Origin of the sequence: Dactylosporangium maewongense, from assembly GCF_039531485.1 — a bacterium.
GTDB classification, from domain to species: Bacteria; Actinomycetota; Actinomycetes; order Mycobacteriales; family Micromonosporaceae; genus Dactylosporangium; species Dactylosporangium maewongense.
On the sequence record NZ_BAAAQD010000029.1, the window covers coordinates 40,596 to 54,238 of the forward strand.

Here is a 13,643-nt window from a genome sequence, read left to right on the forward strand (position 1 = left end):
CCATGCCACTCGCGCTGTGTACGACATCCCACTCGCCGCTGATCGGCCTCCACGACCCGGATCCGCAGGTGCGGGCCGAGGTCGACGGGGTGCTCGCCGAGGCCCGCGCGTTCGTCACCGGCTTCGCCCCGGACCTGGTGGTCGTCTTCGCCCCCGACCACTACAACGGCTTCCTCTACGACATGATGCCGTCGTTCTGCGTCGGGGCGGCGGCGAGTTCGGTGGGTGACTACGGGCTGCCGTCGGGCCCGCTCGACGTCGACCGCGACACCGCTTACGCCATCGCCACCGCCGTGCTCGACGCCGGCGTCGACGTCGCCGTCTCCGAGGACATGCAGGTCGACCACGGGCTCGTGCAGCCGCTGACCTTCCTCTTCGCGTCCCTGACCGCGGTCCCGGTGGTCCCGGTCTTCATCAACTGCGTCGCGGAGCCGCTCGGGCCCGCCGTGCGGGCCCGGCTGCTGGGCGCCGCGGTGGGGGAGGCGGTGCGGGAGCTCGGCCGCCGCGTCCTCGTCGTCGGCTCGGGCGGGCTGTCGCACGACCCGCCGGTGCCCCGGCTGGCGGAGGCGCCGCCCGAGGTGGTCGAGCGGTTGAAGCACGGTCGCAACCCGACCCGGGAGCAGCGGGCGCAGCGCGAGGGCCGGACCATTGCGGCGGCCCGTGACTTCGCGGCGGGCCGTGGCCCGTTCCGCCCGCTCAATCCGGCGTGGGACGCGCTCGTCCTGGACTCCCTCGCCGCGGGCGACTTCGCCGCCCTGGACGGTCGCGGCAACGACTGGTTCGTCGAGGAGGGCGGCCATTCGGCGCACGAGGTCCGAACCTGGATCGCCGCGTACGCCGCCCTGGCCGCGCAGGGCCCCTACGAGGTCCGCTCCCGCTACTACCGCGCGATCCCCGAGTGGTTCGCCGGCTTCGCCACCACCACGGCACTGCCCCGCTGACCGGGGGCTGACGGAGAAGCCGCCTCACGGCCCGGCCGTGGGGCGGCGCCTCACGCTGCCCGTGCACCCTGCGTGACCTGCGGAGAACGGCTCGAAATGATCCCTTGACGGCTCGGGATGTCGCTCGTTAACGTTCGACTATCGCAACAACATGTGCGATAGATACACGAGGTGAAGATGCGCGACGTTGAGTTCCCCGCCGTGACGCACGAGCCCGCAGATGTCCCGCAGCTGGACACCGCCGGTGGCCGCGTCGACGTCGTCGTGGTCGGCGCCGGCCCCGTCGGGCTGACCCTGGCGAACATCCTCGGCGCGAGAGGCATCCAGGTGCTCGTCGTCGACGAGCGGGCCGCCCTGATCGACTATCCCCGCGGGGTCGGGATCGACGACGAGTCCCTGCGCACGTTCCAGTCCATCGGGCTCGCCACGCAGGTCCAGCGGCACACCATCCCCAACCAGATTCTCCGCTTCGTCAACGGCAAAGGCCGGCTGCTCGCCGAGATCGCACCCAGCGGCCAGGACTTCGGCTGGCCCAAGCGCAGCGGCTTCGTCCAGCCGCTCGTGGACGCGGAGCTGCTCGCCGGTCTGGTGCGGCACGCGTCGGTCGAGGTCGCCTGGCAGCTGCGGATGGAGTCGTACGAGCCCGGCGGCGACGCGGTGACCGTGCGGCTGCAGGGGACCGGCGGCGAGGCCCGGGAGGTGCGGGCGCGGTACCTCGTCGGCTGCGACGGCGGCCGCAGCAGCACCAGGCAGCTGCTCGGCACGACCTTCGAGGGCACGACCTCCTCGACCCGCTGGGTCGTCGTCGACATCGAGAACGACCCGCTGGGCTCGCCGAACAGCTACGTGGGCGCCGATCCGGCCCGGCCGTTCGCGTCCATCTCGATCGCGCACGGCATCCGCCGCTTCGAGTTCATGGTGATGGCCGAGGAGACCGACGAGCAGGTCGAGCGCCCCGAGTTCCTGCACCGGCTCCTCGCACCGTTCGTGCCCCGGCCGGCGGAGGTCCACATCATCCGGCACCGCGTCTACACGCACCACTCGCGCATCGCCGGCACCTTCCGCAAGGGCCGCGTCCTGATCGCCGGCGACGCCGCGCACCTCATGCCGGTCTGGCAGGGGCAGGGGTACAACAGCGGCATCCGCGACGCGATGAACCTCGGCTGGAAGCTGGCCGCGGTCGTGGCCGGGCACTGCGGCGAGGACCTGCTCGGCACGTATGACGCGGAGCGCCGGGGACACGCCAAGGCGATGATCGACCTGTCGACCACGGTCGGCCGCATCATCTCGATCCGCAGCCGCCCCCTGGCATGGCTGCGCGACCGGGTGGCCGGCGCCGCGTCGCTGCTGCCGTCGCTCAAGCGCTACATCGTCGAGATGCGCTTCAAACCCATGCCACGGTACGAGAGCGGCGCGATCGTGCCGGCGGCGAGCCCGCAGTCGCCGGTCGGCCGGCTCTTCATCCAGCCGCAGGTGGAGACCCTCGAGGGCACGGTGTTGCTCGACGACGCCCTCGGCGCCTGGTTCGCCGTGCTGTGCTGGAACAACGACCCGACGGCGATCCTCGACGACGAGGCGCTGCACATGTGGCGCGGGCTCGGCGCCCGGCTGGTCGCGATCGTGCCGAAGGAGCAGCTCGGCCGCACCACCTTCCCGCCGGAGGTCCTCGTCGTCGGCGATCTCGGCCGCCTGAAGACGTGGTTCGACACGCACACCGAGTCGGTGGTGTTCCTGCGCCCCGACCGCTGCGTGGCCGCCGCGTCGATCGCGCAGGAGGCGTCGGAGGTGTCGCGAAAGCTCGCGAACGCGCTGGTCCTCAGCGGGCCGCGCCGGGCCACGGTGGAGGTGACCGATCATGGCTGATCGCAACGGGTACGACCACACGGTCGACGTCCTGGTCGTCGGCTCGGGTGCCGGCGGGCTGACCGCGGCGCTCACCGCCGACGCACGTGGACTGTCGACGCTGGTGGTCGAGAAGGCCGACCGGTTCGGTGGCTCCAGCGCACTGTCCGGCGGCGGGCTGTGGGTGCCGGGCGCGCCGGCGCAGACCCGGGCCGGCGTCCACCTGGACCGCGACGACGCCCTCACCTACCTGCGGCACATCACCGAGGGCACGGTGAGCGAGGCCCGGCTCCAGGCCTACCTGGAGCACGCCGCCGCCATGCTCACCTTCCTGGAGGGCACCAGCGAACACCTCCAGTTCGTGTGGAAGCCCGGCTACCCCGACTACTACCCCGAGGCGCCCGGCGGCTCCACCGAGGGCAGCGTGATCAACATCCCGCCGATCGACCTGCGTCGGCTCGGCGCGGACGCCGCGCTCCTGCTGCCCCCGCACGCCGTCGCGCCGAGCGGCTTCTGGATCGGGCCCAACGAGCTCGTCGACTTCTACCGGCTGCGGCAGACCTGGAAGGGCAAGCGGGTCTTCCTCCGCCTGCTCTGGCGGATGGTGCGCGCGCGGCTGTCCGGCGAGCGGGTCGTGACCATGGGCCAGGCCCTGATGGCCCGGCTGATGCTCGCGTTCCGCGAGAAGCGGCTCGACCTGTGGCTGGAAGCACCGATGACGTCGCTGATCACCGACGGGACCGGCCGGGTCGTCGGCGCCGAGGTCAGCCACCGCGGGACGGTGCGGCGGGTCCGCGCCCGGGGCGGCGTCATCCTGGCCTCCGGCGGGTTCGACCACGACCCGGCGCTGCGCCGCACGCACCAGCCATTCGCCGACCCCACCCTGAGCCTCGGTGCCACCACCAACACCGGCGACGGCATCGTCGCCGCCCAGGCTGCCGGCGCGGACACCGCGCTCATGGACAACGCCTGGTGGTACCCGGCGGTGGCCTGGGGCGGCGGGCGGGTGCAGTTCAGCCTCAACGAGCGGATGATGCCGGCCCAGTTCATCGTCAACGGCGCGGGCGACCGGTACATCAACGAGGCCGCACCCTACGAGGACTTCGGCCACGCGATGATCGCCGGCGAGGCGGCCGGCGTCCGGCACATCCCGTCCTGGCTCATCACCGACGACTGGTGCTGGCGGCGCTACGTCGTCTTCGGGCACCTGCCGCTGCCCAGAATCCCCTTCGCGCCGGTCCCGACCGGACGGAAGCTGCCCCGCTCCTGGCTCGCGTCGGGCTCGGTGGTGACCGGCCGGAGCATCGACGAGCTCGCCGAGCGGATGGGGGTGCCGGCCGACCGGCTCCGCCGCACCACCGAGCGCTACAACACGCTCGCCGAGGCCGGCCGCGACGACGACTTCCACCGAGGGGAAAGCGTGTACGACCGCTACTACAGCGACATCACCTTGCCCGTGCCCAACCTCAGACCCCTCGGCGCCGGCCCCTACTACGCCTTCGCCCTGATCCTGTCCGACCTGGGCACCAACGGCGGCGTGCTGACCGACGAGCGCGCCCGCGCACTGGACACCGGCGGTGCGGCCATCCCCGGCCTGTACGCGACCGGCAACGTCGCCGCCACGATCATGGGCCGCAGCTACGCGGGAGCGGGCGCCACCCTCGGCCCGGCGATGACGTTCGCGTACGTCGCGGCCAACGACATCGCGGTGCACGGGGTGACCGGATGAGCCGGGGATACGCCGGACGGAGTGTCGTGGTCACCGGCTGCGCGTCGGGCATCGGCGAGCGCCTCGTCCACCTGCTGCACCGGCGCGGCGCCCGGGTGACCGGCCTGGACCGGACCCCGACGACAGCGCCGGTCGCCCGGTTCGTCCGCGTCGACCTCGCCGACTCCGCCTCCATCGGCGCGGCGGTCGAGGCGGTCGGCGGTCCCGTCGACGCGCTGTTCAACGTCGCCGGCCTGTCCGGCGCCGCCGACCCGGCAACGATCGTCGGGGTCAACTTCGTGGGCACGAGGGAGCTGACCGAGGCGCTGCTGGAGCGGATGGAGCCCGGCGCCGCGGTGGTGAGCACCGCGTCGATCGCCGCCTCGCACTACCTGGAGCGGCGCGAGCTGGTCGCGGGGCTGCTCGCCACGCGGGACCGGGCCGAGGCCACCCGCTGGTGCCGGGACCACGCGGCCGACATCGGCACCGGCTACGCCGTCTCGAAGGACGCGATCGTCTGGTACACGATGACCCGCGCCGTCGCGCTCGCCGCCGGTGGCATCCGGATCAACTGCGTCGCGCCGGGGCTGACCGCGACCCCGATCCTCGACGCCTCCCGGGCGGCCCGCGGCGACGCCTTCCTCGAGGCCATCCCGAAGCCGCTGGGCCGGGTCGCCGAGCCCGAGGAGCAGGCGAGCGTCCTGGCGTTCCTCAACAGCGACGACGCCAGCTACGTCAGCGGGCAGGTGATCTGGGCCGACGGCGGATACCTGGCCGGCGTCGCCACCGGGCAACTGCCGCACCGCACAGGAAGCGTCGGCACCGCCGCACCGTCAGGAGACCGACCTTGACCGAGATCATCGCTGGACTGACCACGGGCGCGATCTACGCGATGGTCGCCCTCGGCTACAACGTGACCTTCCTGGCGTCCGGCGTGCTCAACTTCGCGCACGCCAACCTCATGGTCCTCGGGATGTTCGTGGCGTACTGGGCGCACAGCATCGGCGGCCTGCCGACGGTGCTGGTGTTCCTGATCGCCTTACTCATCGCCGGCGCCGTCGGGCTGGTCGAGGAACGGTTCGCCATCCGGCCGCTGCGCAACACGTCCGGCAGTGCCGAACTGGTCACCATGATCGGCGTCGCCACCGTCATCACCGGGGTCATCGCCGTCGCCTTCGGCACCGACGCGCTGCGCGTGCCGTTCTTCGGACCGGAACAGACCGTCGTCCTGCTCGGCGGCCGGGCACAGCCGCTCGACCTGATCATCGTCGCGGCCGCCATCGTCCTCGCGGCCGGGCTGCACCTGATCACCCACCGCACCAGGGTCGGCCTTGCGGCACTGGCCCAGACCGACGACCGCGAAGCGGCGCAGCTGCGCGGCATCAACGTCGGCGGACTGTCGATGTGGGGCTTCGCGGTGGCGTCGGCCGCCGGCGGCCTGCTCGGACCGTTGCTGGTCTCCAAGACCTTCGCCGCGACCTCGCTGGCGCTGGTGCTGGCCGTCAAGGGCTTCGTCGTGCTGGTGCTCGGCGGGGTCGGCAGCCACCGCGGGGTGCTGATCGCCGCCTTCGGCATCGGCCTCATCGAAGCGTTCGGCGCCCGCTACATCGGGCCGCTCTACCGCGACGTCGTCGTCTTCGGTGTGTTCGCGGTCGTGCTGCTGGCGTTCCCGCAAGGACTCTTCGGCGATCGGAAGGTGAGAGCGGTATGACCCAGGGCACTGCGGTACGCCCCCTGGCCGGTGCGTGGGCCGTCGCGGTCGGGCTGATCATCGCCCTGCCCTGGCTCGGCGCGAGCGGCGCGACACTGCGGCTCGTCACCCTCGTGGCGATCCTCGCCCTGGTCGTCAGCGGGCTCAACCTCACGCTGGGGTACGCCGGCGAACTGGCACTGGCGCAGGTCCCGATCTACGCGGCCGGCGCCTACGCGACCGGCTACCTGGCGACGGCGGTGATCAACGACCTGCTCGTCGCGATGGCGGCCTCCGTCCTCGTCGCCGTGCTCGTGGGCGTGGTCACCGGGCTGCCCGGGCTGCGCCTCGGCGGCTGGACCCTCGCGATCACGTCCTTCTTCGTGGTCCTGCTCATCCCGTCGATCGTCAACGCGTTCGGCGACCGCCTCGGCGGCTACGAGGGAATGATCGGCATCCCGGCACCGGCGGTCTTCGGCATCGACCTCGACGGCCCGGCGTTCTACGTCGTCGTCATCGCCGTCACCGCGCTGTGGTTCGTCATCTTCCGCAACATCGCGGTGTCCCGGCACGGCGCGTCGCTGCTCGTGCTCAAGCAGAGCCCGATCCTCGCCGCCGCCGTCGGCACCTCGCCGCACGGCACCAAGATCGTCGCGTATGCGATCGGCGCGGTCCCCGCCGGGATCGCCGGTTGCTTCGCCGCCTACGTCGACGCCTACCTGTCGCCGCTGACCTTCGGGCTCGAACTGTCGATCATCATCCTGGCCGCCGGCATCCTCGGCGGGCCGACGAGCGTGTACGGGGCGATCATCGGCGCGGCGATCATGCAGATCGGGCCGCTGCGGGTGACCGTCTTCGACAAGTACGCCCTCGTCGCGTACGGCGTCTTCCTCATCATCGGCGGGCTGCTGCTGCGCAACGGGCTCGCCGGCGTCACCACCAGGCTCGTCGGCCGGCTCAAGGTGCGCCGGCGCCGCGAGGCGGCGACCGCCGACCCGCACGCGGCCGACGGCACGGCGGTGGACCTGCCCGCCGTCGACGGTCAGCCGCTGGCGGTGCGGGGCGTCACCAAACGGTTCGGCGGCAACCTCGCCGTCGACGGGGTGTCGTTCGACGCCCTCCCCGGCCAGATCACGGCACTCGTCGGGCCCAACGGATCCGGCAAGACCACGATCATGAACCTGATCTCCGGGTACTACAGCGCCGACGCGGGCACGGTCACGCTCGGGGACCGGGTCGTCTCCGGCCTCCCCGCACACCGGGTGGCCAGGCGCGGCGTCGGCCGGACGTTCCAGACCCCGCTGATCCCGCAGGGCCTGACCGTCGCCGACACCATCATCACCGGCCGGCTCGGCAGCCACCCGGTGTCCCTGCTGGCCACCGCGCTGCGGCTGCCGCGGCACTGGAAGGCGCTCGCCGAGGAGCGCCGCGGCAGCCGCGAGATCATGCGGGCGCTCGGGCTGGACCGGTATGCCGACCTGCCGGCCGCGGAGCTCGCGCTCGGCACCCGCCGGCTGCTGGAGCTCGGCCGGGCGATCGCCGGCGGCAGCGCGCTCGTGCTGCTGGACGAGGTCGCGTCCGGGCTCGACGAGGAGGACATCCAGGGCCTGGTGCGGGTCCTGACGAAGATGCGGGCCGCCGGCGTCACGGTGGTCCTCGTCGAACACAACTTCTCACTCGTCAAAGCGGTCGCGGACAGCATCGTGGTGCTGGCCGAGGGGCAGGTCATCGCGACCGGCACACCGGCGCAGATCGCCGCCGACCCCACGGTCGTGCGGACCTACCTGGGTGCGGGCGGCGAGATCACCGGCACGCGGGTGACGGCCGAACGCACCGCCGGCGAGAAGGCGGGCCAGGCATGAGCACGTTGGAAGTGCAGGCCATCGCCTGCGGCTACGGCGACCTGCGCGTCGTCACCGACGCCACCCTCAGCGTCGACGCCGGAAGTGTCACCGCGCTGCTGGGCCGTAACGGCGCCGGCAAGACCACGACCCTGCGGGCCATCGCCGGGCTGAACAGGATCACGTCGGGCCGCGCCACGCTCGACGGCGCCGACCTCGCCACCATGCCGGCCTACCGCCGGGCCCGGGCCGGCATTGCCTACGTCCAGGAGGGCAAGCGCATCTTCCGGTCCCGCACGGTCGAGGAGAACCTGCTCCTGGGCACGTACGCGGCCAGCAGCACCACGCGCGGCCGCGAGCTCATGGGGGAGATGTACGAGCGGTTCCCGCTGCTCGCCGAGCGGCGCAAGCTCCGGGCCGCGCAGCTCAGCGGCGGCCAGCAGCAGATGCTGGCCATCGCACAGGCCCTGATCGCCGACCCCCGGGTCCTGCTGCTCGACGAACCGTCCGCGGGCCTCGCACCCGCGATCGTCGGGCAGGTCCTCGACGTCATCCGCGACCTGCGTACGCGCGGGCTCGCCGTCCTGCTGGTCGAGCAGGCGGTGGAGTTCGCGCTCGCCGCGGCCGACCGGGTCGTGGTCCTCAACCTCGGCCGCACCGTCCATTCCGGTCACGCCACCGATACGGGCCTTCGCGAGGCGATCCAGCGCGCCTACATGGCCGAGGACGTCTTGTGACGGGCCACACCCCCGCCCCCATTCCCCCCGAAAGAGGCAAGGTCATGCAGTCATCCGGAAGGTCCAGCAGATACCGCTCGCTCCTCGCCGCCGGTGCGGCGCTCGTCCTGCTCACCGCGGGCTGCGGCGACGACGCCGCCGACAAGGGCGCCACCGAGAACTTCGACGTGCTGTTCATCGGTGGCGTCACCGGCCCTGCCGCGACGACGGTCGCGGCCACCACCAAGGCGCTCGACGCGGCCGCCAAGTCCATCAACGAGAACGGCGGCGTCAAGGGCCGCAACGTGGTCATCAAGGTGAAGGACTCCCAGGGCGACGCGCGCCGCGCCGTCAGCCTCCTACAGGAGGAGCTCTCCGGCAACAACCTGCCCGACGTCGTGATCCCCAGCGGCACCAGCGCCGAAGCGCTCGCCATGGTGCCGCTGCTCACCCGCAGCAAGATCACGTCCGTGGCCTTCGGCGCCAGCCCGCTGCTCAACGACCCGCAGAAGTACCCGTACCACTTCCAGAGCGTGCCCAACAGCGCGGCCCAGCTGACCGGGCTGCGCAAGCACCTGGAGTCCAAGGGCGCCAAGCGCCTCGGCCTGCTCGTCTCCCAGGACGAGTACGGCAAGGGCGTCGTCCAGGCGGTCAAGACCCAGCTGGAGGGCAGCGGCATCGAGGTGAAGAACTTCGAGTTCGTGCCGACCGACATCGACCTGTCCGTCTCCTACCGGCGGATGCTCGACGCCAACCCCGACTTCGCCTACATCGACACCACCGGCGACGCGGCGACCCGGCTGCTGCAGGCGCGGGTCCAGACCGGCGCCGTGAACATCCCGACGATCGCCGGCAGCGGCATGTCGCTCACCGCGGGCGGTCCGTTCAAGTACGGCTCCCCGGAGGCCAACAAGAACCTCGAGATCCTCGTGTTCAAGGTCGAGGTCGCCGTGCCCGAGGCGCAGCAGTCCCCGGTCTTCAAGGACTTCCTCACCCGGTACTCCGGCGGCCAGCCGATCCAGAACAGCCTGTCGACGCCGTCCCTGGCCTGGGACCAGCTGCGCCTCATCGCGGCCGCCGCGTCGAGCGACGGCGCGCTCAAGGACCTGCCCACCTCGCTGGTCCAGGCCGTCTACAACCTCAAGGTCCCCGACGGGTACTGGCTCACCGAGAAGCAGTACACGTTCACGAAGGACAAGCACACGCCGACGCCGACGCCGGACGACTTCCCGTTCATTCCGTCCTCCGCCCAGGTCAACGGCCAGTACCAGGTCGGTTCCTAGCCACTTTCCGTCCCCGTCGAAGAGCCCGGAAAGGACAGCGATGACACTCTGGACCGACCTTGCCACGACCGCCTTCCGCGTCCACACCGTCCAGGTCGGAGCGTGGTCGACGCGCGTGCTGGAGGCCGGCACGGGTGAGCCGCTCGTCCTCATGCACGGCACGGGCGGTCACCTGGAGGCGTACGCACGCAACGTGCCGGCGCTCGCCGGACGCTTCCGGGTGATCGCCTACGACTTCCCCGGCCACGGGCGCACCACCCTCGCCACCCGTGACCTCGAGATCGCCGACTACACCACGCACCTGCACAGCCTGCTCGACACCCTCGGCGTCGAGCGCGCGCACCTCAGCGGCGAATCGCTGGGCGGCTGGGTCGCGGTCAAGTTCGCCGCGGCCCACCCGGACCGGGTCGCCCGCCTCGTGCTGAACACCCCCGGAGGGACGATGGCGACGCCGGAGGTGATGGAGCGCATCCGGACCCTCAGCCAGGCCGCGGCCGACGACCCGACCCCGGAGCGCATCCGGGCGCGGCTGGCGTGGCTGATGGCCGAGCCGGCGTCGGTGACCGAGGAGCTCGTGGCGATCCGGCAGGCGATCTACGCCCAGCCCGGGTTCGCCGCGTCGATGCGGCACCTGCTGTGCCTGCAGGACCCCGACATCCGCCGGCGCAACCTCATCACGCCCGCGGAGCTCGGCGCGGTCACGGCGCCGACCGTGGTCGTGTGGACCAGCGACGACCCGTCGGGGCCCGCCGCGGCCGGCCTGGAGATGGCCGAACAGCTGCCGCACGGCCGCTTCGCGCTCATCGACCGGGCCGGGCACTGGCCGCAGTGGGAGCAACCGGACGCCTTCCACCGCATCGTCCTGGAGCACCTGGCGGTCGCCGCATGAACCCGGTCATCGCGGCGGCCGACCGGCTCGAGCAGGCGGCGCGCACCGGCGTGCCGTGCGAGCCGGTCACCGACCTCATCGGCGGCACCGACATCGGCGTCGCCTACACGGTGCAGTCGATCCTCACCGCCCGGCGGCTGGCCGGCGGGGCACGGATCGTCGGGCGGAAGATCGGCCTGACCTCCGCGGCCGTCCAACGGCAGGTCGGCGTCGACCGGCCCGACTTCGGGGTGCTCTTCGACGACATGCTGTGCGGGCCTTCGGTGTCGATGGAGCGGCTGCTGCAGCCCAAGGCCGAGGCGGAGGTCGCCTTCGTCCTCGCCGCCGACATCGTCGACGCCGACCCGGTGGCCGTGGCGGCGGCGGTCGGGCACGCCGTCGCGGCGATCGAGGTGGTCGACAGCCGGATCGCCGGATGGCGCATCGGGATCACCGACACCGTCGCCGACAACGCCTCCAGCGGCGTGTTCGTGCTCGGCGACATCCCGCTGCGGCTGGAGGAGTTCACCCCCGCCGACGTGCCGATGCGGATGTACCACAACGGGGCACTGGCCAGCGAGGGCGACGGCCGGGCCTGCCTCGGCGACCCGCTCAACGCCCTGACCTGGCTGGCCCGCACCGCGCTCGAACTGCACGCGCCGCTGCGCCGCGGCGACATCGTGCTCTCCGGCGCACTCGGGCCCATGGTCGCCGTCGGCGACGGCGACCGGATCGAGGCCGAGATCGGCCCGCTCGGCCGCGTGTCCGCGACGTTCACGAAGAAAGGCTGAGATGGCTCACCACGTAGCGATCATCGGATCGGGCAACATCGGCACCGACCTGATGATCAAGATCAAGCGCGCCGGGGGACCGCTGGAGGTGGCGGCCATGGTCGGCATCGATCCCGGGTCCGACGGACTGGCCCGCGCCCGCCGGATGGGCGTGGCCACCACCTCCGACGGGGTCGACGGCCTGATCCGGATGCCGGAGTTCGGCTCGGTCGAGATCGTGCTCGACGCGACCAGCGCCGCCGCGCACCTCGCCAACGCCGCGGCCCTGGCACCGCACAACCGGCGGATCATCGACCTGACCCCGGCGGCGCTGGGCCCGTTCGTCATCCCGCCGGTCAACCTCGAGCAGCACCTGGCCGCGCCGAACATCAACATGGTGACCTGCGGGGGCCAGGCGACGGTGCCGATCGTGGCGGCCGTCTCCCGGGTCACACCGGTCGCCTACGCCGAGATCGTCGCCACCGTCGCGTCGCGCTCGGCGGGCCCCGGGACCCGGGCCAACATCGACGAGTTCACCGAGACCACCGCCCACGCGCTGGAGTCGGTCGGCGGGGCCCGCCGCGGCAAGGCGATCATCATCCTCAACCCGGCCGACCCGCCGCTCATCATGCGCGACACCGTGCTGTGCCTCATCGGCGACGCCGACCACGACGAGGTCCGCACGTCGATCGAGCGGATGGTCGCCGACGTCGCCGCGTACGTTCCGGGGTACCGGCTCAAGCAGGCGGTGCAGTTCACCGCGGTCGACCCGGACGAGGTGCGCCTCCTCGCGCCCGACGGGGCCCGCTGGAAGGTCAGCGTGTTCCTGGAGGTCGAGGGCGCGGCGCACTACCTGCCGGCGTACGCCGGGAACCTCGACATCATGACCTCGGCCGCGATGCGGGTCGCCGAGCGCATCGCGCTGGGGGTGGCGGCGTGACCGGGATGTATCTGCAGGACGTGACCCTGCGGGACGGGATGCACGCCATCCGCCACCGCATCAGCCCGGAGCGGGTCGGCGCGATCGTCGGCGCGCTGGACCGCGCCGGCGTGGCAGCGATCGAGGTGACCCACGGCGACGGACTCGCCGGGTCGAGCCTCACCTACGGCCCCGGCAGCCACACCGACTGGGAGTGGATCGACGCCGCCGTCGCCGCCGCGTCCCGGGCGACGATCACCACGCTGCTGCTGCCCGGCGTCGGCACCGTCGCCGACCTGCGCGAGGCCCACGCCCGTGGCGTCACCTCGGTGCGGGTCGCGACGCACTGCACCGAGGCCGACGTCGCCGCCCAGCACATCGGCGCGGCCCGCGACCTCGGGATGGACGTCTCCGGCTTCCTCATGATGAGCCACATGCTGGAGCCGGCCGAGCTGGCCGCCCAGGCCCGGCTGATGGAGTCCTACGGCGCGCACTGCGTCTACATCACCGACTCCGCCGGCCGGCTGACCACCGAGGACGTGCGGGCCCGGGTCCGGGCCTACCGGGAGGTGCTCGGCGCCGGCACGCAGGTCGGCATCCACGCGCACGAGAACCTGTCGCTGTCGGTCGCGAACTCCCTCGCCGCGGTGGAGGAGGGGGTGTACCGCGTCGACGCGTCCCTGGCAGGCCAGGGCGCCGGTGCGGGCAACTGCCCCATCGAACCGTTCGTCGCCGTGGCCACGCTGCGGGGCTGGGACGTCGGCTGTGACCTCCTGGCGCTGCAGGACGCGGCCGACGACCTCGTGCGGCCGCTGCAGGACCGGCCGGTGCGGGTCGACCGGGAGACCCTGACGCTGGGGTTCGCCGGGGTGTACTCGAGCTTCCTGCGCCACGCGGAAGCGGCGGCGACGACGTACGGCGTCGACCCGCGCAGCCTGCTCATGGAGGCGGGCCGGCGCGGGCTCGTCGGCGGACAGGAGGACATGCTGGTCGACATCGCGCTGGAGATGACGGCTGTCCGCACGTCAGCCTGACGCCTGGGCGTCCGGTCCGGGCGGCGCTCAG

General features: G+C 72.4%; 12 protein-coding genes. All 12 read left to right on the forward strand.

Translation table 11 applies throughout. The annotated features are described in order from the left end of the window. Positions 1 to 2: 2 nt before the first annotated feature. On the forward strand, positions 3 to 941 hold the full coding sequence (locus tag ABD332_RS48055; RefSeq protein WP_344511712.1) for a 3-carboxyethylcatechol 2,3-dioxygenase: 939 nt from the start codon (positions 3 to 5) through the stop codon (positions 939 to 941). 177 nt (positions 942 to 1,118) lie between these two features. After that, positions 1,119 to 2,804 carry a bifunctional 3-(3-hydroxy-phenyl)propionate/3-hydroxycinnamic acid hydroxylase gene (locus ABD332_RS48060; protein WP_344511714.1) on the forward strand — a complete coding sequence of 562 codons (1,686 nt, stop codon included), beginning with the start codon at positions 1,119 to 1,121 and terminating at the stop codon, positions 2,802 to 2,804. Further along, on the forward strand, positions 2,797 to 4,512 hold the full coding sequence (locus ABD332_RS48065; protein WP_344511716.1) for an FAD-dependent oxidoreductase: 1,716 nt from the start codon (positions 2,797 to 2,799) through the stop codon (positions 4,510 to 4,512). Before ABD332_RS48060 ends, ABD332_RS48065 begins: the two co-directional genes overlap by 8 nt. After that, a complete protein-coding gene (locus ABD332_RS48070) occupies positions 4,509 to 5,342 on the forward strand; it encodes a coniferyl-alcohol dehydrogenase (protein ID WP_344511718.1) in 834 nt (277 codons plus the stop codon). The genes ABD332_RS48065 and ABD332_RS48070 overlap by 4 nt, the downstream gene beginning before the upstream one ends. After that, a complete protein-coding gene (locus ABD332_RS48075) occupies positions 5,339 to 6,202 on the forward strand; it encodes a branched-chain amino acid ABC transporter permease (RefSeq protein WP_344511720.1) in 864 nt (287 codons plus the stop codon). Before ABD332_RS48070 ends, ABD332_RS48075 begins: the two co-directional genes overlap by 4 nt. Beyond that, positions 6,199 to 8,043, forward strand: coding sequence for a branched-chain amino acid ABC transporter ATP-binding protein/permease (locus tag ABD332_RS48080; RefSeq protein WP_344511722.1), 1,845 nt, complete (start codon positions 6,199 to 6,201; stop codon positions 8,041 to 8,043). Before ABD332_RS48075 ends, ABD332_RS48080 begins: the two co-directional genes overlap by 4 nt. Then, positions 8,040 to 8,759, forward strand: a complete 720-nt coding sequence (locus tag ABD332_RS48085) for an ABC transporter ATP-binding protein (RefSeq protein WP_344511724.1) — start codon at positions 8,040 to 8,042, stop codon at positions 8,757 to 8,759. Before ABD332_RS48080 ends, ABD332_RS48085 begins: the two co-directional genes overlap by 4 nt. Before the next feature lie 44 nt (positions 8,760 to 8,803). Continuing rightward, entirely contained in the window at positions 8,804 to 10,021 is a 1,218-nt protein-coding gene (locus ABD332_RS48090) for an ABC transporter substrate-binding protein (RefSeq protein WP_344511726.1), read from the forward strand. A 40-nt stretch (positions 10,022 to 10,061) separates the two neighbouring features. After that, complete coding sequence (locus tag ABD332_RS48095) at positions 10,062 to 10,910, forward strand: alpha/beta fold hydrolase (RefSeq protein ID WP_344511728.1); 849 nt, start codon at positions 10,062 to 10,064, stop codon at positions 10,908 to 10,910. After that, positions 10,907 to 11,680 carry a 2-keto-4-pentenoate hydratase gene (locus tag ABD332_RS48100; protein ID WP_344511730.1) on the forward strand — a complete coding sequence of 258 codons (774 nt, stop codon included), beginning with the start codon at positions 10,907 to 10,909 and terminating at the stop codon, positions 11,678 to 11,680. The genes ABD332_RS48095 and ABD332_RS48100 overlap by 4 nt, the downstream gene beginning before the upstream one ends. 1 nt (position 11,681) lies before the next feature. Then, on the forward strand, positions 11,682 to 12,599 hold the full coding sequence (locus ABD332_RS48105) for an acetaldehyde dehydrogenase (acetylating) (RefSeq protein WP_344511732.1): 918 nt from the start codon (positions 11,682 to 11,684) through the stop codon (positions 12,597 to 12,599). Then, entirely contained in the window at positions 12,596 to 13,612 is a 1,017-nt protein-coding gene (dmpG, locus tag ABD332_RS48110; protein WP_344511734.1) for a 4-hydroxy-2-oxovalerate aldolase, read from the forward strand. Before ABD332_RS48105 ends, dmpG begins: the two co-directional genes overlap by 4 nt. The last annotated feature ends 31 nt before the right edge of the window (positions 13,613 to 13,643 follow it).